Genomic DNA, 24,675 nt, shown 5'->3' with positions numbered 1-24,675 from the left:
TGAGGGTGTTTCAGGCGGGCTTCAGGAGGGCCTGCGTGCCGAGGTCACCCGGTAGACGTCGTAGACGCCCTCGACTCCCCTGACCGCCTTGAGGACGTGGCCCAGGTGCTTCGGGTCGCCCATCTCGAAGGTGAAGCGGGAGGTGGCCACCCGGTCACGGGAGGTCTGCACCGCGGCGGACAGGATGTTGACGTGCTGGTCGGACAGGACCCGCGTGACGTCGGAGAGCAGCCGCGAGCGGTCCAGCGCCTCGACCTGGATGGCGACCAGGAACACCGATGACTGGGTGGGCGCCCACTCGACCTCCAGGATCCGCTCGGGCTCCTTGGACAACGAGTCGATGTTCACGCAGTCGTTGCGGTGCACGGAGACGCCGTTGCCCCGCGTCACGAAGCCGATGATGGGGTCGCCCGGCACCGGCGTACAGCAGCGGGCCAGCTTGACCCACACGTCGTCGACGCCCTTGACGATCACTCCGGGATCGGTGTGCGCGCGCCGCTTGGTGCGCTTGCGCGCCGGGGGCGAGGTCTCGGCCAGGTCCTCGTTGGCCGCCTCCTCGCCGCCGAGCGCCTGCACGAGCTTCTGTACGACGCTCTGCGCGGTGACATGGCCCTCGCCGATCGCCGCGTACAGCGCGGAGATGTCCGGATAGCGCATCTCGTGCGCGAGCGTGACCAGCGAGTCGCCGGTGAGGATGCGCTGGATCGGCAGGTTCTGCTTGCGCATGGCCCGCGCGATGGCGTCCTTGCCCTGCTCGATGGCCTCGTCGCGGCGCTCGCGGGTGAACCAGGCGCGGATCTTGTTGCGTGCGCGCGGCGACTTCACGAAGCCGAGCCAGTCGCGGGAGGGGCCCGCACCGGGCGCCTTGGAGGTGAAGACCTCCACCGTGTCGCCGTTGTCGAGGGTCGACTCCAGCGGCACGAGGCGGCCGTTGACCCGCGCCCCTATCGTGCGGTGGCCGACCTCGGTGTGCACCGCGTACGCGAAGTCCACCGGCGTGGCCCCCGCGGGCAGCGCTATGACGTCGCCCTTCGGCGTGAAGACGAAGACCTCGTTGCGCGAGAGGTCGAAGCGCAGCGACTCCAGGAACTCGCCCGGGTCCTCGGTCTCCTTCTGCCAGTCGAGCAACTGCCGCAGCCAGGACATGTCGTTGACATGGTCCTTGTCCTTCTCCTTGCCGCTGCCCTTGGGCGCGTCGGTGCGCACCTTGGAGGCGCCGGCCACGGCCTGCTGCTTGTACTTCCAGTGCGCGGCGATGCCGTACTCCGCGCGCCGGTGCATGTCGAAGGTGCGGATCTGGAGCTCGACGGGCTTGCCACCAGGGCCGATCACCGTGGTGTGCAGCGACTGGTACATGTTGAACTTCGGCATCGCGATGTAGTCCTTGAACCGCCCCGGAACGGGATTCCAGCGGGCGTGCACGGTGCCGAGTGCCGCATAGCAGTCGCGGACGGTGTCCACCAGGACGCGGATGCCGACCAGGTCGTAGATCTCCGCGAAGTCCCGGCCGCGGACGATCATCTTCTGGTAGACGCTGTAGTAGTGCTTGGGCCGTCCGGTGACGGTGGCCTTGATCCGCGCGGCGCGCAGGTCGGCCTGCACCTCGTCGGTGACCACGGCCAGATACTCGTCCCGCTTGGGGGCGCGCTCCGCGACCAGCCGCACGATCTCGTCGTACATCTTGGGGTAGAGGATCGCGAACGCGAGGTCCTCCAGCTCCCACTTGATGGTGTTCATGCCCAGCCGGTGGGCCAGCGGGGCGAAGATCTCCAGGGTCTCGCGGGCCTTCTGCTCCTGCTTCTCGCGGCGCAGATAGCGCATGGTGCGCATGTTGTGCAGCCGGTCGGCGAGCTTGATGACCAGCACCCGGGGGTCCTTGGCCATCGCGACGACCATCTTGCGCACGGTCTCGGCCTGCGCGGCCTCGCCGAACTTGACCTTGTCCAGCTTGGTGACGCCGTCCACCAGGAGGGCGACCTGGTCGCCGAAGTCCCGCCGGAGGGTGTCGAGTCCGTACTCGGTGTCCTCGACGGTGTCGTGCAGCAGGCCCGCCATCAGCGTCGCCGGGTCCATGCCCAGCTCGGCCAGGATGGTGGTGACCGCGAGCGGATGCGTGATGTACGGATCGCCGCTCTTGCGCTTCTGGCCGCGGTGCCAGCGCTCGGCGACCTGGTACGCGCGCTCGATCTGGCGCAGCGTGGAGGACTCGATCTTCGGGTCGTTGCTGCGCACTATCCGCAGCAGCGGCTCCAGCACCGGGTTGAACGGGCTGGAGCGCTGGACCCCGAGGCGCGCGAGACGGGCCCGCACGCGGTTGGAGGACCCGGAGCGCCCCGAGACGCCGGACACGGCGCGGGCCGGCGCGACCCGCTCGCGGGCCGCGGCGGCGGAAGCGGAGCCCGAGCCGGAACCCGAGCCCGTGGCGGAGGCGGTCGCGGAGTCCGTCCCCGGACCGCCGCCCTTGCCGTCGGAGCCCTTGCCATCGGGACCCTTGCCGTCGGAGCCGTGCGCGCCCGAGCCGTTGGTGGCGGGATCTGCGGGGGTGGAGCCGGTGCGGGAGGCGCCACCGCGGGAGTCGCGGGACGTCGCGTCCCCGGCCGCCGCGGCGGAACCGGTGCGGCCTTTCTCCTGGCGCTGGGCGGCGCTCAGCGGCTGGGCCTCGTCTGGCAAGAGCACTCCTCGTTGGACCCCAGGTCGGACTGCCATGGTATCGACATCGGCCATGGCCATGGCGTCGACCGGGTTTCCGGCCGTTATACGACGGCCACCCCGCGCAACGCACGGGGTGGCCGCTCTATGCCCGCCGGGGGTCTTCCCCCTGGGGCTTCACACCGTGACCAGCGCCTCCAGCGGCGCACCGTCCAGGGCGCCGGAGACCCTGCCGCGGCCCGGCAGGAAGCCGAGCTCCATCAGCACGGCCAGGCCCGCGACCTGTGCGCCGGCCCGCCGGATGAGCTGGAGCGACGCCTCGGCCGTGCCGCCGGTGGCGAGCACGTCGTCGATGACCAGCACGCGGTCGCCCGGCGCCAGGTCCTCGGCGTGCAGCTCTATCTCGGCGCTGCCGTACTCCAGGTCGTAGGACTGCGACAGGGTGGCGCCCGGCAGCTTGCCCGCCTTGCGCACCGGCAGGAAGCCGACGCCGGCGCGGACCGCGGCGGGCGCGGCCAGGATGAAGCCGCGCGCCTCCAGACCGGCCACCTTGGTGGCCCCGTACCGCTCGCACAGCTCCGCCAGCACGCCGGTCAGCGCGCCGAACGCGACCGGGTCGGCCAGCAGCGGCGTGATGTCCTTGAACGTCACGCCCCGCTGCGGATAGTCGGGCACGTCCCGGATGCGGCTGACCAGGAGCTGCCGCACCTCCTCGGTCACGGGTCCGTCCTGACCCGCGGCCTGACTGCCGGTCTCCACCGAGCTCACCCGGCTCACCTGCGCTTTCCTGAAGAGCCGCGGTCGCTGCGGCTGCGCGAGACGGGCTGGCGGCGCGGTCCGCGGGTGGCGCCCGCGCCCGCCGTCGCCGCGCCCTCGGGAGCCTCGTCCTCGGGCTCCTCCTCGTCCTCGTACCGCTCGTCGTCGCCGTACGTGGTGTACGAGGGAGCGTGGCCGCCCTCGGTGCCCTCCTCCTTGGCGCGCTTGGCCAGCACCCGGCGCTTGAGCGCCTTCATCTGGGGCTCGCGCTCCTTGAAGTCGGCCACCAGCGGGGTGGCGATGAAGATCGAGGAGTACGCGCCGGCCGCGAGGCCCACGAAGAGGGAGAGCGCGATGTCGTTCAGCATGCCGCCGCCGAGCATCCCGCCGCCGATGAACAGCAGGCCCGCCACCGGCAGCAGCGCCACCACGGTGGTGTTGATCGAGCGGACCAGGGTGCCGTTGATCGAGCGGTTGGCGATCTCGCTGTAGGTGCGCCGGGTCTGCTTGGTGACGTTCTTGGACGCTTCCTTGAGGCCGTCGAAGACGACGACCGTGTCATAGAGCGAATAACCCAGAATCGTCAGCAGACCGATCACCGTGCCGGGTGTCACCTCGAAGCCCACCAGCGCATAGACGCCGACGGTGATCGTGATGTCGTGGATCAGCGCGATGAGGGCCGCCAGTGCCATGCGCCACTCGAAGGCGATGGCCAGATAGATGACCACCAGCACCATGAAGATGCCCAGGCCCAGCCAGGCCTTGTTCGCGATCTCCTTGCCCCAGCTCGGGCCGACGAGCTGGGTGTCGATCTTGTTGGCGTCGACCTTGAGGTCCTGGGCGATCTGCTCCTTGACCCCGGCCGAGGTCTTGGTGCTCACGCCGGAGACCTGGATGCGCATCTTGCCGCCGCCGGTCTGCTGGACGATGGCCTGATGGCCCGACGCCTTCTCCGCGATGTGCGTGGTCTGCTCCACGGACGCGGAGGTCTTGGGCGTGGTGAGGACGGCGCCGCCCTCGAACTCGATGCCCATGTTGAGGCCGCGCACCGCGAGGCCGACGATCGCCGTGATGGTGATCAGGATGGAGACGCCGTACCACAGCTTGCGGTGGCCGATGAAGTCGTAGCCGACCTCACCGCGGTAGAGCTTGGCGCCGATGCTTCCGAGCCGCGACATCTCAGGCCTCCTTCGGGTCGGAACCGGCGGTGGGGCGGCCGCGGCCGCGGCGCAGCGGCGGCTTCGCGCCGAGCCGCTTGGGGTCGAGCCCCGACCAGGGGTGGCCGCTGGCGAAGAACTTCTTGCCCGCGAGGATCGTCATCAGCGGCTTGGTGAAGAAGAACACCACGACGACGTCGAGCGCGGTGGTCAGGCCCAGCGTGAACGCGAAGCCCTGCACCTTGCCGACCGTGACGGCGAACAGCACCGCGGCGGACAGGAACGACACGAAATCGGACACCAGGATGGTGCGCCGGGCGCGCGGCCAGGCACGGGCCACCGCGGGCCGCAGGGTGCGGCCCTCTCTCACTTCGTCACGGATGCGTTCGAAGTAGACGATGAAGGAGTCCGCGGTGATGCCGAGCGCAACGATCGCACCACACACCGCCGGCAGGTTGAGGGCGAAGCCCATCGCCGGACCGAGCAAGGTCATGATCGTGTACGTGAGGATCGCGGAGACCAGCAGGCTGAGGATCGCGATGAAGGACAGCCCGCGGTAGTACGCGATGAGGTAGACGATCACCAGCGCGAGGCCGATGGCGCCCGCCACGAGACCGGCGTGCAGCTGGTCGCTGCCGAGCGCCGGGGTCACCGTGGTGACGTCGGACTTCTCGAAGGTCAGCGGCAGCGCGCCGTAGGAGAGGACGTTCGCCAGCTCCTCGGCGGACTCCTGGGTGAAGCTGCCGGAGATCTCGGCGCTGGAGCTCAGCTTCGACTGGACGGACGGGGCGGAGACCACCGAGCCGTCCATCACGATGGCGAACTGGTTCTGCGGCTGCTGCTTCTTCATCAGCTTGCCGGTGATGTTGCTGAACTGCTGCGAACCGGTGTCGTCGAAGTTCATGTTGACGATCCACTGGCCGCGCTGCGGGTCCATGGTCGCCTTGGCGCTCTTGACGTGCTTGCCCTGCACCGCCGTCGGGCCGAGGACGTACTTGGCCTTGAGCTTCTGGTCGCAGGCGACGACCGGGTCCTCCGGCTTGGCGTTCGCGGCCTTCGTGCCGGCCTGCCCCTTGGCCTTCTTGGTGCTGCAGTCGAGCTGCTGGAGCTCCTTGTTGAGCTTCGGCGAGACTCCGGGGGCCGCGGGCTGCTGCGGCTGCGACGGCGGCTGGGTCGGCTGCTGCTTGCCGCCCTCGCCGGGCTTCGGCGTGGGATCGGCGGCCGGGTGCGCCTTGACGCCGTCGGTGACGGCGCGGCCCTGCGGAGCCGAAGAGCCCTTCTCCTGCTTCTCCTTGGAACCCGTCCCGGTGGACGGGGAGGAGCCGGGCTTCTGCGGCTGGCTGGTGGAGGGGGCGGCGGTCAGCACCGGGCGGAAGGCCAACTCGGCCGTCGTACCGACCTGTTGCTCCGCCTGCTTGGAGTTGGTCCCCTTGGGGATGTTGGCAACGATGTGGTCGCTGCCCTGGGTCTGGACCTCCGCCTCGGACACGCCCAGACCGTTCACCCGCTGATTGATGATGCTCACAGCGGTGGCCATGTTGGTCGGGTTGATCGCGTTCGGCTTACCCGGCTGGTTCTTGGCCGCCAGCGTGATGCTCGTACCGCCCGCGAGGTCGATACCGAGGCGCGGCGTCTTGGTGCCGGAGACGAACATCCCTCCGACAAGGGCGGCCATGACGATTGCGATCAGCGTCAGGGAGCGCCATGGCTTCCCCTGGGCGCCCGGGGCCCTGCGGCCCTTTTTCGGTGCTGCCACCTTCTCGTCTCTCCCTGTCCAACCGCCGGTGCCGGCCTAGGACTCGGGCCGGACACCACGCGGCGCGCAAAGTGGTCTGCGGACGTGCTTCGCCGCCGGGTCGGGTCAAGACCCGGCGGCGCCGACCTTACTTGGCGTCGGATTCACCGTCCCGCTTGGCGTCCTTGGAGTCGGCGGAGTCCGCCTCATCCTGCGAAGTCTCCTTCTCCGCGGGCGTGTCGGCGTCCTCGTCCCCGGAGGACTTGGTGAAGTCCGGCTTGCCGCCGGCGGGCTCGTCCTCGGGCTCGGCCTCGGTCAGGGAGGAGGCGTCGTCCGGCACCACGGGGGCGTCGGCGCTCTTGAGGTCCTCGGCGCCGCCGTTGAGGATGCGGTCGAACTCGGCGGACTCGAGGACCGCGCCGATGGCGTTCTTGGCGAACAGCGAGTGCACGCCCGGGGCCACCTCGAGGAGGACGGTGTCGTCCCGCACCTCCTTGACGGTGGCGTACATGCCTCCGATCGTGCGCACCCCCGTGCCCGGCTGCATCGACTCGCGCATGTTCGCGGCCTGAGCCTGCTTCTTCTTGGCGGAGCGCGTCATCAGGAACATGGCCCCGATGAGCACGATGAACGGGAGGAGAGTCACGACATTATTCACGGCGGAAGAGTTTCCTTCGCACGACCGCGGACTGCGGCCTGGTCTTCGGGGTAAGGGGCAAGCCGTCCTGGACGGATGGCGTCGGCGGAGTCTAAGCGAGCTCTCGCCACTGCAACAACGTCAAGCATGGCACTGGGGTTCCTGACCCGTCTCGCCTCCGCGCCGCCGAATTCCGCCGGTCACAATCCAAAAAGACCGGCTTGTCCGGAACCTCCCGTTCCGCCGGGGCCCTTCGACTGCGGCGGTACGAGGTCCATGTGCGCCCACGCGGCGGGTGTGGCGACCCGGCCGCGCGGAGTGCGCGCCAGCAGCCCCTCCCGTACGAGGAAGGGCTCGGCCACCTCCTCGACCGTCTCGCGCTCCTCCCCCACCGCGACCGCGAGGGTGGACAGGCCCACGGGGCCGCCGCCGAACAGCTTGAGCAGCGAGCCCAGCACCGCGCGGTCAAGACGGTCGAGGCCGCGGCCGTCCACCTCGTACACGTCCAGAGCACGCGCGGCGATCTCGCGGTTGATTTCGCCGTCGGCCTTGACCTGCGCGTAGTCCCTGACCCTGCGCAGCAGGCGGTTGGCGATGCGCGGGGTGCCGCGGGACCGCCCGGCGATCTCGGAGGCGCCCTCGGCGTCGATCCGTACGTCCAGCAGCCCCGCGGAGCGGTGGATCACCTGCTCCAGCTCGGCGGGCTCGTAGAACTCCATGTGCCCGGTGAAGCCGAAGCGGTCGCGCAGCGGAGGCGGCAGCAGGCCCGCCCTGGTGGTGGCGCCTACCAGCGTGAAGGGCGGCAGCTCCAGGGGGATGGCGGTGGCCCCTGGACCCTTGCCGACGATCACGTCGACGCGGAAGTCCTCCATCGCCATGTACAGCATCTCCTCGGCGGGCCGGGACATCCGGTGGATCTCGTCGAGGAAGAGCACCTCGCCCTCCTGGAGCGAGGAGAGGATCGAGGCGAGGTCGCCCGCGTGCTGGATGGCGGGCCCCGAAGTGATCCGGATCGGGGCGCCCATCTCGCTCGCGACGATCATCGCGAGGGTGGTCTTGCCCAGCCCCGGCGCACCGGAGAGCAGCACGTGATCGGCGGTGCCGCTGCGCTGGCGGGCCGCCTGGAGCACCAGGCCGAGCTGCTCGCGGACCTTGGGCTGGCCGACGAAGTCGCCGAGCTCCTTGGGGCGCAGCGCGGCCTCGACCGCGCTGTCCTCGCCGTCCGCCTCGGCGCCGACGAGCCGCCCGTCGGCCTCCGCTTCCTCGGCGGTCCCCTCGTCCCTGGTCATCTCGTGCGCCTCCCGGCGTGGCTTGGTACGTGGCTGCGCGGCGGCCCGGACGGGCGGCTCAGCGCGCCTTGTTGAGTGTCTGGAGCGCGGCGCGCAGGAGCTGCGGCACCGGCGGTTCGGCGCCCTCGGCCGCCGCGGCCTCGGCCTGCGGCGCCACCGCCGAGACGGCCTCGTCGGCCTCGCGGGTCGCGTATCCCAGGCCCAGCAGCGCGGAGTGGAGCTGATCGCGCCAGCCCGCGCTCACGGCGGTGCCCACGCCCTGCGCCGCGGAGTGCGCGCCCGTGCCCAGCGGCTCGCCGAGCCGGTCCTTGAGCTCCAGCAGGAGCTTCTGCGCGCCCTTCTTGCCGATGCCGGGGACCGCGGTGAGGGCCTTCTCGTCGCCGGAGGAGACGGCCTGGCGCAGCGCGTCGGGCGCGTGCACCGCGAGCATGGCCTGGGCGAGCCGGGGCCCGACGCCGCTGGCGGTCTGGAGGAGCTCGAACACCTGCCGCTCGTCGTCGTCCGCGAAGCCGTACAGCGTCAGCGAGTCCTCCCTGACCACCAGCGACGTGGCCAGCCGCGCGTCCTGCCCGGTCCGCAGCTCGGCGAGGGTGCCCGGGGTGCACTGCACGGACATGCCGACGCCGCCCACCTCGATCACCGCGGAGTCGGGGGCGAGCGCGGCGACGGGGCCGCTGACGAACGCGATCATCGGTTGCCCTTTCTGGAGGGTGCGGGCCCGGAGGCGGAGGGCTTGGAGGCGGACGGCTTGGAGGCGGAGGGGCGCGGGGCCTTCCCTGCGGCGGGCCGGCCCTTGCCGGTGGCGCCCGCCGTGCGGGAGGGCTGCTGAGCGGCGTGCGCCGCGTGCAGTTGCTGGAGCTTGGTGAGGCGCTGCTGCGCGGGGGCGCGCCAGATGTGGCAGATGGCCAGCGCGAGCGCGTCGGCCGCGTCGGCCGGCTTGGGCGGCGAAGTGAGCCGCAGGAGCCGGGCGACCATGGTGCCGACCTGGTCCTTCTCGGCGCGGCCCGTGCCGGTGACGGCGGCCTTCACCTCGCTCGGCGTGTGCAGCGCGACGGGCAGCCCGCGGCGCGCGGCGCACAGCATGGCCACGGCGCTGGCCTGCGCGGTGCCCATCACCGTGCTGACGTTGTGCTGGCTGAACACCCGCTCCACGGCGACCGCTTCGGGCTCGTGGGAGTCCAGCCACTCGTCCATGCCGCGCTCGATCAGCACCAGCCGCTCGGCGATCTCGGCGTCCGCGGGCGTACGGATCACGCCGACTCCCGCCATGGTCAGCGGGCGCCCCGCGGTGCCCTCCACGACGCCGATGCCGCAGCGGGTCAGGCCCGGGTCGACCCCCAGCACACGCACCGCTTCCCTCCCCTGCCCGCCGCGCGGGCGCCGCTCACCTCGGTCAACTGTTCCTGTGTTCCTGCAGGTTAGCGGCCACTGCCGACAACAGGCCGACGGGGACACGCCCCGCCGGCCTGTGGAGAGAAGGCTCGCAGCTCACATCGCCGGGAAATCCCCGCCGGGGAGAGTCCCTCAGGCGTCGACCTTCGCCATGATCTCGTCCGATACGTCGAAGTTGGCCCAGACGTTCTGCACGTCGTCGCTGTCCTCGAGGACGTCGATGAGCTTGAAGGTCTTGCGCGCGCCCTCCTCGTCCAGCGGCACCTGCACGCTGGGGAGGAAGCTGTTCTCGGCCGAGTCGTACTCGATGCCCGCGTCGACGAGCGCGGTGCGCACGTCCACCAGGTCGGTCGCCTCGCTGATCACCTCGAAGCTCTCGCCGAGGTCGTTGACCTCCTCGGCGCCCGCCTCCAGGACGGCGCCCAGCACGTCGTCCTCGCTCAGGCCGGTCTCGCCCTTGGGGACGATCACGACGCCCTTGCGGTTGAAGAGGTACGCGACCGAGCCGGGGTCGCCCATGGAGCCGCCGTTGCGGGTCATGGCGACGCGGACGTCGGAGGCCGCGCGGTTGCGGTTGTCCGTGAGGCACTCGATCAGGAACGCGACACCGTTGGGGCCGTAGCCCTCGTACATGATGGTCTCGTATTCCTTGCCGCCCGCCTCGAGACCGGCGCCGCGCTTGACCGCGCTGTCGATGTTCTTGTTGGGGACCGAGCTCTTCTTCGCCTTCTGGATGGCGTCGTAGAGGGTCGGGTTCGCGGTCGGGTCGGCGCCGCCCATGCGGGACGCGACCTCGATGTTCTTGATCAGCTTCGCGAAGAGCTTGCCGCGCTTTGCATCGATCACGGCCTTCTTGTGCTTGGTGGTTGCCCACTTAGAGTGGCCGGACAAGGCTGCGCTCCTTCAAAGTCACCAACAGATTCGACGCGGAGATCCTACATCCAGCAACTCAGCGTGCTGACGCGACTATCTCCGCGAACAGCGCGTGCACCCGGTGGTCGCCTGTCAGTTCCGGGTGGAACGAGGTGGCGAGCAGATTCCCCTGGCGCACCGCCACCGGGTGCCCATCGTAGGAGGCCAGTACCTCGGTGCGGGCACCGGTCGACTCCACCCAGGGTGCGCGGATGAAGACCCCGCGCACGGGTCCGCCGGGCACTCCGGCCAGGTCGAGGTCGGCCTCGAAGGACTCGTTCTGCCGCCCGAACGCGTTGCGGCGCACGATCATGTCGAGGCCGCCCACGGTCTCCTGGCCCGAGCGCGGGTCCAGGATCTTGTCGGCGAGCATGATCATGCCCGCGCAGGAACCGTAGGCCGGCATCCCGCCGCGCACCCGGGCGCGCAGCGGCTCCAGCAGGCCGAAGGCCGCGCAGAGCTTGGACATCGTGGTGGATTCGCCGCCGGGGATCACCAGCCCCTGCACGGCCTCCAGCTCCTCGGGCCGGCGCACCTGCCGCGCCTCGGCTCCGGCCGCCTCGAGCGCGGCGAAGTGTTCGCGCACGTCGCCCTGCAGGGCGAGCACGCCTACGACGGGTGCGTCATCTGTGGTGGTCTGGCTGGACACTCGGGACTGCCTCTCCTGCGTACCGCGTACGGGCGGCCCGTGCGCGCTGCACGGGCCGCCCCCTCACAACGTCCGGTTCACCAGCCGCGGCCGGCGTAGCGCTCGCTCTCCGGGAGGGTGTCGCAGTTGATGCCGACCATGGCCTCGCCCAGGCCGCGGGAGACATCGGCGATGATCTTCGGGTCGTCGTAGAAGGTGGTGGCCTTCACGATGGCGGCGGCGCGCTTGGCCGGGTCGCCGGACTTGAAGATGCCGGAGCCCACGAACACGCCCTCGGCGCCGAGCTGGCGCATCAGCGCGGCGTCCGCGGGGGTGGCCACGCCGCCGGCGGAGAACAGCACGACCGGGAGCTTGCCGAGCTGCGCGACCTCCTTGACCAGCTCGTACGGGGCACGCAGCTCCTTGGCGGCGGCGTACAGCTCGTTGTTGTCGAGGACGGTGAGCTTGCCGATCTCGTTCTTGATCTGCCGCATGTGGCGGACCGCCTCGACGACGTTGCCGGTGCCGGCCTCGCCCTTGGAGCGGATCATGGCCGCGCCCTCGGCGATGCGGCGCAGGGCCTCGCCCAGGTTGGTGGCGCCGCAGACGAAGGGGGTCGTGAAGGCGAACTTGTCGCTGTGGTTGACCTCGTCGGCCGGGGTCAGCACCTCGGACTCGTCGATGTAGTCCACGCCGAGCGCCTGGAGGATCTGGGCCTCGACCTGGTGGCCGATGCGGGACTTGGCCATCACCGGGATGGAGACCGCGTTGATGATGCCGTCGATCATGTCCGGGTCGGACATCCGGGCCACGCCGCCGTCCTTGCGGATGTCGGCGGGGACGCGCTCCAGGGCCATCACCGCGACGGCGCCGGCGTCCTCGGCGATCTTCGCCTCCTCCGGAGTGACGACGTCCATGATCACGCCGCCCTTGAGCTGCTCGGCCATGCCGCGCTTGACGCGCGCTGTGCCGGTCTCCGGGGTGGCGGCGGACGGAGTTGCGGGGGACGTGTCGGACACGGTGCGACCTCACTCGACGGAAGCGTTGTAAGAGGGCCCCTGGAGGGGCCACTGCAAAGGTCGCCGAGGTCGCCACCCTGGGAAAAGGGCCAATTCCCTCCCGGTGGCTCCTCCAAGGCAAGCCACCACAGGAGCGGACCGCGGCGCGAAGCGTCGCGGGGAGCGCTCGCAAGGCACGAGGGGGAAGCAACCACCCACCCCCATCCCGCCGCAGCGGAAGGCGACCGGAAGCGGGCCCGACCGGCGGTCACAGCGCAAAGCACCCAGAAAGCGCCTCCTAGTCCCGCAGGGCGAGCTCCTCCGGCGGCTCGTCGTCCATCTCGAACGCGAGGGGGAACTCCGCGTGCCCCGCGAGCCGGAACCACCGCACCTTGCGGTGCCGCCGCAGCGCACGCGCGGCCCGCACCGCGTCGTTGTGGAAGCGCCGCGCCATGGGCACCCGGCGCACGGCGGCCGCGAGTTCGGCCGCCGTCTCCTCGCCGCCCGGCGCCTGGCGCACCGCGTCCACCTGCGTACGCTCGGCGAACACGGCGCGCAGCGCCTGGCTCAACTCGCTCTCGGCGACCTCGCGTTGCTCCTCCTCGGCCTGCCGCGCGTCGTGCGCCGCCTGGTAGAGCACGATCGAAGCGGCCGGGTCGAGCACGCCCGAGGTGGCCAGCTCCTGCGCGATGGAGGCGCGGCGCAGCAGCTGGGCGTCCATCGCGGCCTTGGCGGCGTCGATCCGCGCGTGCAGCCGGTCCAGGCGGCCCGCCGTCCAGCTCAGGTAGACGCCGATCAGCAGCACCGCGACGGCGAGCAGGATCAGGGTGGTCGTGGTGGGCATCGGTACGGGGCTCCGTAGAAGTTACGTAGGCGGAAGGCGACCCACAGCCAGAAGCGAGGAATCACGCAAAGAGGACCAGAAGCTCATCGGCGAATCGGCGGCGAAGCCGCCAAAGCCGCCTAGTCGCGCGCCAGCCGCAACCGCGCCCGCAGCCCCGTGCGTTCGTCGGGGGCGACCGAGGCCGCGCCGTCCGCCACGGTCTCGTACACCGCGAGGATGTCCGCGCCCACGGTGGACCAGTCGAAGCGGCGTACATGGCGCGAGCCGCGTTCGCGCAGCTCCGCGAGGCGCTCGGGCTCGCCGAGGAGCCGCGCCGCGGTGTCGGCGAGCGCGCCCGCGTCCTCGTTGGCGAACAGCTCGCCCGCCTCGCCCTGGTCCAGCACCTGCACGAACGCGTCCAGGTCGCTGGCCAGCACCGGGGCTCCGGCCGACATGGCCTCGACGAGGATGATGCCGAAGGACTCGCCGCCGGTGTTGGGCGCCACGTACAGGTCCACGCTGCGCAGCAGGCGGGCCTTGTCCTCGTCGCTGACCATGCCGAGGAACTCGACGTTGTCGCGGACCTCCTCGGGCAGGCTCTCCCGCGCCTCGTCCTCGTCGCCGCGCCCCGCGACCAGCAGCCGGGTGCCCGGCTGCTTCTTGACGATCTCGGGGAACGCGCGCAGCAGCACGGGAAGTCCCTTGCGGGGCTCGTCGATCCGGCCGATGAAGCCGATCGTGCGGGCGCCCTCGCGGCCCTGCCACTCCTCGCGCGGCTCGGCGCCCGAGAAGAAGCCCACGTCCACGCCGTTCGGGATCACCACCGCGTCCCCGCCCAGGTGCTCGACCAGGGTGCGGCGCGCGTACTCGCTGACCGCGATGCGGGCGCTGATCTTCTCCAGCGCCGGCTGGAGGATCGGATACGCCGCGATCATCGCGCGGGAGCGCGGGTTGGAGGTGTGGAAGGTCGCCACGATCGGGCCCTGCGCCGCCCAGCAGGTGAGCAGCGCCAGCGAGGGCGTACCGGGCTCGTGGATGTGCAGGACGTCGAAGTTGCCGTCGTGCACCCAGCGGCGCACCCGCGCCGCCGACAGGAAGCCGAAGTTGAGGCGCGCGACGGAGCCGTTGTAGGGCACGGGCACGGCGCGGCCGGCGGAGACCACGTACGGCGGCAGCGGGGTCTCGTCGTCGGACGGCGCGAGGACGGAGACCTCGTGGCCGCGCCGGAGCAGATGCTCCGCCAGGTCGCGGACGTGGAACTGGACGCCCCCCGGAACGTCCCAGGAGTACGGGCAGACGATGCCGATCCTCACGCGGTGCCCCCCTTGTCGGGCCGTCTCGCGCCCGCTCCCCCGGCTCGCGAGTCCAGATCGGCGAGCCACAGGCGCTGCAACATGTGCCAGTCCTGCGGGTGCTCGGCGATGCCCGCGCCGAACGCGTCGGCCATGGACTGGGTGACGGCCGACGTCTTCTCCTTACGGCTGCCCGATTCCGGGACCTCGACGGCGGGGTGCACCCGCGCCTTCATCACGGGCGATTCGTCGTACCAGAGGGTGACGGGCAGCAGTGCGGCCCCGGTCTGCTGGGCCAGCATGGCCGGTCCCGCCGGCATGCGCGCCACGTCTCCGAAGAAGTTCACCTCCACGCCGGAGGAGGACAGGTCGCGGTCGGCGACCAGACATACGAGCCCGCCCGCGCGCAGCCGCCGGGCCAGGGTGCCGAAGGCGGAGGCCCCGGCGTGCGGCAGCACCTCCATGCCCAGGCTCTCGCGGTAGGCGACGAACCTGTCGTACAGCGACTCCGGTTTCAGCCGTTCCTGGACGGTGGTGAAGGGGAGCTTGAGCTCGGCGGTGACCCAGGCGCCCGCGAGGTCCCAGTTGGCCAGGTGCGGCAGCGCGATGATCGCGCCGCGCCCGGAGTCGACGGCGTCGGTGATGAGCTCGGCGCCCTCGACCGTCACGCCGCTGCGGATGCGCTGCTCGCTCCAGGTGGGGAGCCGGAAGGACTCCATCCAGTAGCGCATGTAGGAGCGCATGCCCGCCCGGGACAGCTCGGAGAGCTGGGCGGGCGTGGCGTGCGGCACCACGCGGCGCAGGTTGGTCTCCAGGCGCCGTACGCCGGTGCCGCGGCGGCGCCAGGCGGTGTCGGCGACGGTGCGGCCGAGCTGCTGCGCCGCGGGCTCGGGCAGCTTCTTCACTCCGGCCCAGCCCGCGCCGTACAGCGCGTCGGTGAGCCGGTCCTGTGCGGTGCTCATGCGGCTCCCTCCGCCTCTGCGGCCTCCCGGCGCACGGTCACCACGCGCTGTCCGAGGGTGATGAAGCTGCCGATCGCCACCACCCACAGGGCGATGGGCAGCAGGATCTCGATGTAGGGCACCCCGAACTTCGCGAAGCCGGCGAAGCCGGTCAGCACCAGTGTGATCACGAGCCGTTCGGAGCGCTCGACCAGGCCGTTGACGTTCACCGGCAGGCCGATGCTCTCGCCGCGCGCCTTGGTGTAGGAGACGACCTGGCCGCTGGCGAGGCAGAAGATGGCGACCGCGCACATCAGCACGCTGTCGCCGCTGCCCGCGTACCAGAGCGCGATGCCGCCGAAGACCGCGGCGTCGGCCACCCGGTCGAGGGTGGAGTCGAGGAAGGCGCCCCACTTGCTGGACCGTCCGAGCTGGCGCGCCATGTTGCCGTCCACCAGGTCGGAGAACACGAACAGCGTGATGACGACGGTGCCCCAGAAGAACTCACCCAGCGGGTAGAAGACCAGCGCGCCCGCCACCACACCGCCGGTGCCGATCAGCGTGACGGTGTCGGGGCTCACTCCCCAGCGCAGCAGCATCGCCGCGAAGGGGGTGAAGACACGCGTGAAGAAAGCACGCGCGTACTTGTTCAGCATGGTCGTCCCACGGGTCGAAAACGGGCCGGTGACGGTGCGGTCACCGGCGGGCCCATCGTAGCCAGGCGGCCCGCGCCGGCAGCGAACGGATCGCTGGGCGCGGGCCGCACCGGGCGTGCCGGGGCGTTACCGGTGGTGACGCTCCACGGGCCCGCGCGGTTGTCACCGGTCGTCGCCGGTGGCCGCCCGCGCCACCCGGGTCACGGCCCGCACCTCCCGCGGGCCCGCGCCACCCGTGCCTCCCGGGTGCTCGGCCCGCCGCCGGCCCGCCGTCAGCCCGCCGCGTACACGTCCTCCGTGTAGCGCCCCTCGGCCGTGAGCTCCTGGAGCCACTGCTCGGCGTGCTCCTCGGTGCTCTCCGGGTGCCGCTCGCGGTAGAGCGCCCGGAGCGCCGCGCGCACCCCGGGGGCCATGCGGGAGCCGTCGCCGCAGACGTACACCCGCGCGCCCTGTTCGAGGAGGCCCCACACCATGCGCCCGTCAGCGGCGATCTGGTGCTGGACGAAGCGCACGCCGTTCCGGGGCTCTTCGCTGTAGGCGGGCCGCACGCTCACCGCGCCGGCGCGCTCGGCCGCGCGCAGCTCGTCGCGGTGCAGGAAGTCGTCGTCCGGGCCGTCGCAGCCGAAGAAGAGGAGCGCGGGCGCGAGTTCGGCGCCCTCCTCGCGGAGCGCCCTGCGGTCGGCGACGGCCCCGCGGAAGGGCGCGAGCCCGGTGCCGGCCGCGACCATGATCAGCGGGGTGTCCGCTGCGTGCGGCACCCGGAACGCCGCGCGGCACGGCTGCACCCGCGCCCACACCGTGTCCCCGGGTGCGAGGCGCGCGAGGTGTCCCGAGCTGGTGCCCGCGTACGTTCCCCTGCCCGACCGCGCGGGGGCCTCCAGCACCGAGACCATCAGCTCGGCGTGGCCCGGCGAGGTGCGCGGCGTCGAGGACACCGAGTAGTGCCGGGTGCGGAGCTGCGGGAAGAGCCCCAGCAGCCGCGCCCAGTCCAGGGATTCGCGCAGCGCCGGGTGGTCCTCGATCAGGTCCAGCAGTGTCCGGTGGTCGGCGGCGAGCGCGTCCGGGTCCCCGGCCAGCGCCTCCAGCGCGGCGCGCTCCGGCGGGCACGGGTTGGCCGCGGCCAGCTCCGCGACCTGCGACGCCGTGGGCCGCTCCTGCAACTCCAGGTGCCGGCCGAGCAGTTCGCGCACGCTCAGCGGCCGGTCGACGGGCAGCGCGTTGCGCCCGCTCGCGCGGATGTCCAGGACCGTGTCGAGGTCGGCTCCCAGGACCTTCGCGGCGCGCTCCACCAGCTCGGGCGCGTTCTCCGGGAGGACGGCCAGGTGGTCCGCCGTGCGGTAGGCGGTGCCCTCCGGCAGCTCCAGGCGCAGCAGCCGCTTGCGGCGCGGATAGCCGGGCGCGGTCAGGTCGCGCGCCTCGGTCACGGTCATGGGTACGAGGCCGTGCCGCGCCGCGAGGGCGTCCCGCTCATCGCCGCCCGCGCGCTCGGTGACGGTGTAGACGGGCCCCTCGTCCTGCGCCGGAGCGGGAGCGCCCACCGCGTCGGGGTCCCCGTACGCGCGCAGCAGCGCCGCGCGGAAGTCGGCGGTGAAGCCGCGCACCGCGCCCTCCAGGTCGCCGGAGGCGTCCGCCTCGCCGCGCGGCAGCAGCCGCTCGCCGCCCAGCTCGGCGAGGCGGTCGTCGAGCAGCGTGGGAACCCGCTGGTAGGTGGCGGCCCAGGTGCGGTCGCCGACCCCGAGCACGGCGTACGGGACCCCGTCGGCCGCCCCGCCGTCCGCGCCCTCCAGCCAGCGCACGAAGGCGGCCGCGTCGTCGGTTGGCCTGCCGTTGTACGAGGCGGCGACGAGCAGCACGGGCCGGTCGCCCGGCAGTCCGCCCGCGTACGCGTCGAGCGGCGCCGTCTCGGTGGCGCAGCCCGCCTCCTCCGCGGCCCCCGCGAGGCGCTCGGCGAACTCCCTGCACGTCCCGTAGTTGCTGCCGTGCAGCACCAGCAGACCGGTCCCCGGGAGCACCCGTACGGGAAGGCCCTGATCCGCCTCCGGGGTCTCCCCCTCCGCCGGGCTCGCGGGGCCCACCGGCAGCGTGGCCAGCGCGCCGCGCACCGCCGCGCGGTCCTCGGGGGTGCGGCGGGTGAGCGCGAGGGTGAAGCCCTCGGGCTTGAGGGTCAGGGTCTCCTTGATGCGCAGTCGGTAGTCCGCGTGGTCGCCGAGCCGGTAGCGGTGCACCAGCATGCCGAGCAGCATGGTCGCCTCGTGCAGCGCGAACTGCCGGCCGATGCAGGCCCGTTCACCGGTGCCGAAGGGTTTGTACGCGTGCACCGGGCGGGCCTCCTCGGCCTCCGGGGCGAAGCGCGCCGGGTCGAACTCCTCCGGGCTCTCGCCCCACAGCGCCGCCCTGTGCAGCATCGTCGTCTGCACCAGCACGGCCTGCCCGGCGCGCAGCGGGATGCGCCCGCCCAGCAGGGTGTCCTCGCGCGCCTGGCGTCCGAAGCCGGGCGCCGTGGGCCACAGCCGCAGCGCCTCGTGCAGCACCTGCCGGGTCCAGCGCAGCTTCGCGACGTCCTCGAAGGACGGCTCGGGCCGCTCCGTGTCGCCCCACAGCGCGTCCGCCTCGCGCTGAACGAGACGCAGCACCAGAGGGTTCTTGACCAGGTAGTAGAGCGCGAACGACAGGGCGCTGGAGGTCGTCTCGTGCCCCGCGATCAGGAAGGTGATGACCTGGTTGCGGATGTTGGCGTGGTCCAGGGTGCGGCCGTCGGCGGGGTGCGGGGCGTTCAGCATCAGCCCGAGCAGGTCGTCCTGCGGGCCGCCGCCTCCCTCCGTACGGGCCGCCTCCGCCGTACGGGCCGCCTCCGCCGTACGGGCCGCGACCACCTCGTCCACCACCGAGGCCAGGTAGTCCGCGTCCGCGCGGAAGGCGGCGTCCTCCGCCGCGAAGTCGCCGTCAGGGGCGCGGCCCAGCCGGTTCATGCTCCACTCCAGGCAGCGCACCATCGCGGACACGAAGGGGTGCGGCTCGTCCCGGCCGAAGGACCCGAAGTCGTAGCCGAATCCCGCCAGTCCGATGGTGTCCAGGGTCATCCGCGTCATGTCCTCGGACACCTCGACGGGCACGCCGCCGGCGGCCCGCGCGTCCCAGGACTCCAGCACCCGGTGCGCGACCTCCAGCATCACCGGGTGGTACGTGCGCATCGAGCCCAGCGCGAAGGCGGGCATCAGGATGTCGTGCGCCCTGGCCCAGTTGGGCTCGTCGTTGTACGCGGTGAAGAGCCCGTCGGCGGCGAACTCCCGCACGTTCTCCAGCGCCGGGCCGACCGCCTTCGCGAAGCGCTCCTCGTCGCACAGCTCGTCCACCAGCTCCGGGTCGCTCACGAACAGCGCGTCGCGCCCGTGCAGCCGCCGCACGAAGGCGCCGCCGTGCTCTCTGGCCAGCGCCATGCCCTGCTGCACGGGGGTCGCGGTGGGCCCGGTGGCGGAGATGTCGACGACGGGAACGGCCCCGCCGTGCGTCTCCTCCTCGGTACGGACGCTGGCATCGCTCATCGCCGAACTGCCTTCCTGCAAGGGGTGATCGGGCCCGCGCGGCCCTCCCCCACAGCGTCACCCCCGCCGCCCCCGCTCCGGGCGCACGGCACTACATGATTGTGTAGTAACCGGCGGACACACCGACCTTGTGCGGGCACCCCCGCGATGCCCTGCGCGCCCTTGCCCCCGCCCGACCCCTCTTGACCTGTACGCACGGAGGTGCCCTTGCCCGCGCCATGGCCGTACGGAGAGACCGGTGACACCCGCGAGGACGCGGTGCTCTGGCGCAACCGCTTCCTGCTGGTCTTCGACCGCGTGCAGAGCCCCCTCGCGCTGTGCTGCCTCGACGGCACGATCCTGCACGCCAACCCCGCGATGGCCGCGGAGTGGGGCAGCACGCCCGGACAGCTCCCGGGCCGCAACGCGCTGGAGCTGTTCAGGCCGCGCGAGACCGGACAGCTCGAACGCCTCACCGAGGCCCTGCGCCTGGGCCGCCGCTCCCGCTACCCGCTCGCCGTCCGCTGGCACACGGGGCGCACGGGCCCGAAGACCGGTCCCGACCCGGGCTCGGGCACCGACTCCCACCCCCACGCGGGACAGCGGCAGGGCGAGCTGACCGTCGACCCCGTCAGCGAGGCCGCGTACGAACGCCCCTCCCTGCTCCTCCAGTTGCGGGTGCGCGAGCCCGCCGAATCCGCCAACACCCCGCGCACGCCCGCCGCCTCCCCCGTCGAGGCCCGCATCCTCGCCCTCGCCGCGGCGGGCGAGACCACCCCTGCCGTCGCCGCCGCCGTCGGCCTCACCGCCGACGGCGTCAACTACCACCTGACCCGGCTCTCCCGCCGCTGGCAGCTCAAGGGCCGCACCGCGCTGGTCGCCCGCGCCTACGCGCTCGGCGTCCTCGACCCCGCCGCCTGGCCCCCGCGCCCGGGACCCGCGGGAGGCGCGACGGGGGACGGCTGAGACCCCGCGCCGCCCACCGGCCGCCCGCGGTGCGATGTATGGACGCCTCATGGCAGCGGTGGAAAGCTCGGAGGAACCGCGAATTTCGCAACAGGGCCGCACGAGCCCCGCCCCGCAGAGCACTCCCCGAGGGCGCCGCAGACCGGCCCGTCCGAGAACGGCGAAGCCGAACATCCCGTACGCACCGAACGGAAGGCGGGACACATGGGCGACAAGGCGAGCAGCACGCAATCCGGAGCCGCCGGCAGGGCAGCCGCGGCCGACCACCCGTCCTCGCTGCGGAACGTGGTGCTGGTCGGCCACAGCGGCTCGGGCAAGACCACCCTGGTCGAGGCCCTCGCGCAGACCGCGGGCGCGACGCAGCGCGCGGGCCGGGTCGAGGAGGGCGGCTCGCTGTCCGACTACGACGAGATCGAGCACCGCCAGCAGCGCTCCGTACAGCTCTCGCTCGTCCCCGTCGGCTGGGACGGCGTCAAGATCAACCTGCTGGACACACCCGGCTATGCCGACTTCGTCGGCGAGCTGAGGGCCGGTCTGCGCGCGGCGGACGCGGCCCTCTTCGTCATCTCGGCCGCGGACGGCGCGGACGGCGCGACCAAGCTCGTCTGGGACGAGTGCGCCGCCGTCGGCATGCCGCGCGCCATCGTGATCACCCATCTCGACGCCGCGCGCGCCGACTTCCGCGAGATGACCGAGGTCTGCCGCCAGACCTTCGGCGGCGACGACCCGGACGCCGTCATCCCTCTCTACCTCCCGCTGCACGGCACCCCGGGCGCCGACGGCCACGCCCCCGTCGAGGGCCTGATCGGCCTGCTCTCCCAGCGCCTGTACGACTACTCCTCGGGCTCCCGCGCCGAACGGGCCCCCGACGACGGCCGCCTCCCCCTCATCGAGGAGGCACGCAACCGGCTCATCGAGGGCATCATCGCCGAGAGCGAGGACGAGACCCTCATGGACCGCTACCTCGGCGGCGAGGAGTGCGACCTCAAGACCCTCATCGCCGACATGGAGAAGGCCGTCGCACGCGGCGTCTTCCACCCCGTGCTGGCCGCGGCCCCCGCACCCGAGGGCGGCAAACAGGGCCTGGGCACCGTGGAGTTGCTGGAGCTCATCACCGGCGGCTTCCCCACACCGCAGGAGCGGGAGATCCCCGAGGTGACCACGCCGCAGGGCAAGCCGCGCCCCGCGCTCGCCTGCGACCCGGCGGGACCCCTCGCAGCCGAGGTGGTCAAGACCTCCTCCGACCCCTACGTGGGACGGGTCTCCATGGTCAGGGTCTTCTCCGGGACGCTGCGCCCCGACGAGACCGTGCACGTCTCCGGGCACGGCCTGGAGGACCGCGGACACGAGGACCACGACGTGGACGAGCGCGTCGGCGCGCTCTCCGAGCCCTTCGGCAAGCAGCAGCGCCCCCTCGCCAAGGCCATCGCGGGCGACCTCGCCTGCGTCGCCAAGCTCAACCGCGCCGAGACCGGCGACACCCTCTCCGCCAAGGACGACCCGCTGCTCATGGAGCCCTGGTCGATGCCCGACCCGCTGCTCCCCGTCGCCATACAGGCGCACAGCAAGGCCGACGAGGACAAGCTCTCGCAGGGCCTGTCCCGGCTGGTCGCCGAGGACCCCACGATGCGCCTCGAGCAGAACCAGGACACCCACCAGCTCGTCCTGTGGTGCCTGGGCGAGGCCCACGTCGACGTCGCCCTCGAACGCCTGCGCAGCCGCTACGGCGTACGCGTGGACACCGTCCCGCACAAGGTGTCCCTCCGCGAGACCTTCGCCGAGCAGTCCTCGGGGCGCGGACGGCACGTCAAGCAGTCCGGCGGACACGGCCAGTTCGCCATCTGCGAGATCACCGTGGAACCCCTCCCCGAGGGCTCCGGGATCGAGTTCGTCGACAAGGTCGTGGGCGGCGCCGTGCCCCGCCAGTTCATCCCCTCCGTGGAGAAGGGCGTGCGCGCACAGGCCGCCAAGGGGCTCGCGACCGGCTACCCCCTGGTGGACATCCGGGTCACCCTGCACGACGGGAAGGCGCACTCCGTCGACTCCTCCGACGCCGCCTTCCAGACCGCCGGGGCGCTCGCCCTCCGCGAGTGCGCCGACGGCGCCCGGCTCCACCTGCTCGAACCGGTCGCCGAACTCTCCGTGCTGGTCGCCGACGACTACGTGGGAACGGTCATGAGCGACCTGTCGGGACGCCGCGGCCGGGTCTCCGGAACCGAACAGATCGCCGGAGGGAACACCCTGGTCCGCGCCCAGATCCCGGAGATCGAGATCAGCCGCTACGCGGTCGACCTCCGCTCGCTCTCGCACGGCACGGGCCGCTTCAGCCGCACGTACGCCCGCCACGAGCCCATGCCGCAGCAGCTCGCGGCCAGGATCCTGGAAGCGGCGGATGACGCCGGCTAGCCGGCACTACCCTGGAGGAACACGCCGCCCGGCAGCGGAAACCGGGCAAGGACTGGTACAAGAGGTGTGCCGGCCACGGCAGTTGGGCAGTGGCTGCGGGGCAGTCGTGCATGCCGGACTCCCCTTGGCCGGCGCACACGCACCAGTGCACAGGGAAGTGGGGGCTCAGTGGCCGGATTCGACGATCGCAGCGGCGTGGAGGCGGCGGCCGACTTCCGGCCGGGCGCCCAGGTCCCGCTGTCCGGTGCGGGCGGCCAGACCGCCGCGACCCAGGCCCTCGCCTCGGCCGCGTACCGGGACGGCCCGGTCACCGCCCTGGTGGAGGCCAACCCGGAGGCCGGGGTCAAGAAGCCCTGGCTCTCCCTCTTCGAACCCAATCTCGGCGAGGCCTTCTCGCGCGCCGTCCAGGTCCGCCTGCTCGGCGGCGCGCGCAAGGCCCTCATCCAGTCCTTCGGCATCGAGCCGCAGACCGTCGTCGAGCACTGCCTCGCGGCCAACCGCGTGCGCAAGGACCGCGACCTGCGGCTGACCATCCTCATGGCCGTCTTCGGCCTCGCCTTCCTGCCCGGCGTGCTGCTCTGGCTCCTCGCCTTCCAGCTCCGCCGCGCCATCGCCGGCTCCCAGGACAAGCGGGCCGGCGCGCTCGGCATGGCGGCCATGCTCGCCGTCGCCGGGCTCGCCGTGCTCATCGTGGTCAAGCTCCCGGTCACCGGCGTCCTCGGGATCTACCTGCGGGCCATGCTCATCGCCCCGGTCCTCGGCTGGCTGTGGGCGAAACGCATCTGCGAGAAGTACGCCAAGGACCTGCGCGCCCGCTGGGAGTCCCTGCTCGGCGGCGGTGGCGGCGTCGGCGCCAAGATCCCCGAGGCGGTCCCCCAGGACCCCAACGACGCGGGCGCCGAGCGCATCCGCCTCGGCCTCGCCAAGCTCGGCGCCGAGCAGGCCAGCAACCTCGTCTACTACGCGGGCCCCAAGGGCATATTGGGCATGGGCACCCGCTGGGGCAGCTGGCAGCTCGCCGAGGAGCTGATCCCCAAGGACCCCGAGGGCGACATCGACGGCTTCCGCAGCTGGGACGTGATCCGCGCGATCCACGACCAGCTCCGCCTCCTGGAGCGCGGCCCCCTGCACACCGGCGGCTTCCCTCCCCCCTCCATCCGGCACTGGGTGGTCTCCCCCATCCCCGAGGGAGCCAAGGGAGTCAGCCGCCCCGAGGGCCAGGAGGTCGAGGGGTATCAGATCAAGGAATTCGAGATCCAGCGGATCTGCAACGAGCAGCAGTTCGGCAGCGGAAACCGCCACTACCTCGGCGTCCAGTTCGTCCTCTGGGACGGCCAGCTCGTCATAACGCTCCTGATCACCGTCACCGTCCTGCACCACACCCTGCGCATCGAGATCACCGGACACGCCCTCGGCCCGGTGCACGGCCTGTTCACCACCAAGCCCTCGCCGAAGACCAAGGAGGTCTCCAAGAGCGTCAAGTTCTGGGAGACCAAGTCCGTCTCGCTGCCGCTCGTCGAGCCCCGCGAGGTGGTGCGGCTCGCCGTGCGCGCCCCCTTCACCTGGTTCCCGCCGGTGCTGGACTTCCTGGGCGGCAAGCTGTCCCTGCCCGAGCCCTTCGGGCTGCGCCACGCCTGGGCCGACAAGCCCTGGCGGCACCGCTTCATGGCGGACGACGCGCTGCGCGCCGCGACCCCGGTGCTGCGGGTGGTGCACGACGCCGCGATCCGCGTGCTGGACCAGCACGGCTGCGACACCGAGAAGTTCGGCTCCCGGTCCTCGGTGCTCAGCGGCATGGTGCAGGGCGCCGAGCCGCGGAAGGCGGACGCGTACGACGCCTGAGTGCTCATCCGCGTACGACGTACGAACGCACCGTGGCCCGGCGCACACGCGCCGGGCCACGGGTCTGTCTGCGTG

The 24,675-nt window shown here is 72.0% G+C and carries 19 protein-coding genes; 3 read left to right on the top strand and 16 right to left on the bottom strand.

Features of this window, described 5'->3' with window-relative positions:
* Positions 1 to 21: 21 nt before the first annotated feature.
* The 16 genes from ABEE00_RS08605 to ABEE00_RS08530 form a co-directional block, all read right to left on the bottom strand.
* Positions 22 to 2,676, bottom strand: coding sequence for a RelA/SpoT family protein (locus ABEE00_RS08605; RefSeq protein WP_451918521.1), 2,655 nt, complete (start codon positions 2,674 to 2,676; stop codon positions 22 to 24).
* A gap of 150 nt (positions 2,677 to 2,826) precedes the next feature.
* A complete protein-coding gene (locus tag ABEE00_RS08600) occupies positions 2,827 to 3,369 on the bottom strand; it encodes an adenine phosphoribosyltransferase (RefSeq protein WP_345744975.1) in 543 nt (180 codons plus the stop codon).
* Between the two features lie 53 nt (positions 3,370 to 3,422).
* Positions 3,423 to 4,583: a protein translocase subunit SecF gene (gene secF / locus ABEE00_RS08595; protein ID WP_345744691.1), complete on the bottom strand. Its 1,161-nt coding sequence runs from the start codon at positions 4,581 to 4,583 to the stop codon at positions 3,423 to 3,425.
* Position 4,584: 1 nt separating this feature from the next.
* The gene (gene secD / locus ABEE00_RS08590; RefSeq protein ID WP_345744690.1) at positions 4,585 to 6,318 is read right to left on the bottom strand and encodes a protein translocase subunit SecD; all 1,734 of its coding nucleotides are present in this window, start codon (positions 6,316 to 6,318) and stop codon (positions 4,585 to 4,587) included.
* Between the two features lie 127 nt (positions 6,319 to 6,445).
* On the bottom strand, positions 6,446 to 6,943 hold the full coding sequence (yajC, locus tag ABEE00_RS08585; protein ID WP_345744689.1) for a preprotein translocase subunit YajC: 498 nt from the start codon (positions 6,941 to 6,943) through the stop codon (positions 6,446 to 6,448).
* 191 nt (positions 6,944 to 7,134) lie between these two features.
* Positions 7,135 to 8,223 (bottom strand): Holliday junction branch migration DNA helicase RuvB, encoded by a 1,089-nt coding sequence (gene ruvB, locus ABEE00_RS08580; protein ID WP_345744688.1) that lies wholly within the window; start codon positions 8,221 to 8,223, stop codon positions 7,135 to 7,137.
* Positions 8,224 to 8,281: 58 nt separating this feature from the next.
* A complete protein-coding gene (gene ruvA, locus ABEE00_RS08575; protein ID WP_345744687.1) occupies positions 8,282 to 8,914 on the bottom strand; it encodes a Holliday junction branch migration protein RuvA in 633 nt (210 codons plus the stop codon).
* The gene (ruvC, locus tag ABEE00_RS08570) at positions 8,911 to 9,573 is read right to left on the bottom strand and encodes a crossover junction endodeoxyribonuclease RuvC (RefSeq protein ID WP_345744686.1); all 663 of its coding nucleotides are present in this window, start codon (positions 9,571 to 9,573) and stop codon (positions 8,911 to 8,913) included. The genes ruvA and ruvC overlap by 4 nt, the downstream gene beginning before the upstream one ends.
* Positions 9,574 to 9,747: 174 nt before the next feature.
* Positions 9,748 to 10,506 (bottom strand): YebC/PmpR family DNA-binding transcriptional regulator, encoded by a 759-nt coding sequence (locus ABEE00_RS08565; RefSeq protein ID WP_345744685.1) that lies wholly within the window; start codon positions 10,504 to 10,506, stop codon positions 9,748 to 9,750.
* Positions 10,507 to 10,564: 58 nt separating this feature from the next.
* On the bottom strand, positions 10,565 to 11,176 hold the full coding sequence (gene pdxT / locus ABEE00_RS08560) for a pyridoxal 5'-phosphate synthase glutaminase subunit PdxT (protein WP_345744684.1): 612 nt from the start codon (positions 11,174 to 11,176) through the stop codon (positions 10,565 to 10,567).
* Positions 11,177 to 11,253: 77 nt separating this feature from the next.
* Positions 11,254 to 12,174: a pyridoxal 5'-phosphate synthase lyase subunit PdxS gene (gene pdxS / locus ABEE00_RS08555; RefSeq protein WP_345744683.1), complete on the bottom strand. Its 921-nt coding sequence runs from the start codon at positions 12,172 to 12,174 to the stop codon at positions 11,254 to 11,256.
* Between the two features lie 277 nt (positions 12,175 to 12,451).
* Positions 12,452 to 12,997, bottom strand: a complete 546-nt coding sequence (locus ABEE00_RS08550; RefSeq protein WP_345744682.1) for a hypothetical protein — start codon at positions 12,995 to 12,997, stop codon at positions 12,452 to 12,454.
* Positions 12,998 to 13,116: 119 nt separating this feature from the next.
* A complete protein-coding gene (locus ABEE00_RS08545) occupies positions 13,117 to 14,289 on the bottom strand; it encodes a glycosyltransferase family 4 protein (protein ID WP_345744681.1) in 1,173 nt (390 codons plus the stop codon).
* Positions 14,286 to 15,230 (bottom strand): phosphatidylinositol mannoside acyltransferase, encoded by a 945-nt coding sequence (locus ABEE00_RS08540; RefSeq protein ID WP_345744680.1) that lies wholly within the window; start codon positions 15,228 to 15,230, stop codon positions 14,286 to 14,288. The genes ABEE00_RS08545 and ABEE00_RS08540 overlap by 4 nt, the downstream gene beginning before the upstream one ends.
* On the bottom strand, positions 15,227 to 15,865 hold the full coding sequence (gene pgsA, locus ABEE00_RS08535) for a phosphatidylinositol phosphate synthase (protein WP_345744679.1): 639 nt from the start codon (positions 15,863 to 15,865) through the stop codon (positions 15,227 to 15,229). Before pgsA ends, ABEE00_RS08540 begins: the two co-directional genes overlap by 4 nt.
* A 272-nt stretch (positions 15,866 to 16,137) precedes the next feature.
* Positions 16,138 to 19,407 (bottom strand): bifunctional cytochrome P450/NADPH--P450 reductase, encoded by a 3,270-nt coding sequence (locus ABEE00_RS08530; RefSeq protein ID WP_345744678.1) that lies wholly within the window; start codon positions 19,405 to 19,407, stop codon positions 16,138 to 16,140.
* Between the two features lie 207 nt (positions 19,408 to 19,614).
* Here ABEE00_RS08530 and ABEE00_RS08525 point away from each other — a divergent pair, with 207 nt between their 5' ends.
* From ABEE00_RS08525 to ABEE00_RS08515, 3 genes are all read left to right on the top strand, one after another.
* Positions 19,615 to 20,352 (top strand): LuxR C-terminal-related transcriptional regulator, encoded by a 738-nt coding sequence (locus ABEE00_RS08525; protein ID WP_345744677.1) that lies wholly within the window; start codon positions 19,615 to 19,617, stop codon positions 20,350 to 20,352.
* 204 nt (positions 20,353 to 20,556) lie between these two features.
* Positions 20,557 to 22,758: an elongation factor G-like protein EF-G2 gene (locus ABEE00_RS08520; RefSeq protein WP_345744676.1), complete on the top strand. Its 2,202-nt coding sequence runs from the start codon at positions 20,557 to 20,559 to the stop codon at positions 22,756 to 22,758.
* 168 nt (positions 22,759 to 22,926) lie between these two features.
* The gene (locus ABEE00_RS08515; protein WP_345744675.1) at positions 22,927 to 24,600 is read left to right on the top strand and encodes a hypothetical protein; all 1,674 of its coding nucleotides are present in this window, start codon (positions 22,927 to 22,929) and stop codon (positions 24,598 to 24,600) included.
* Positions 24,601 to 24,675: the final 75 nt, after the last annotated feature.

The sequence above is a fragment of the Streptomyces odontomachicola genome, assembly GCF_039605595.1.
Classification (GTDB): domain Bacteria; phylum Actinomycetota; class Actinomycetes; order Streptomycetales; family Streptomycetaceae; genus Streptomyces.
This window is presented reverse-complemented; position numbering and strand designations above follow the sequence as displayed.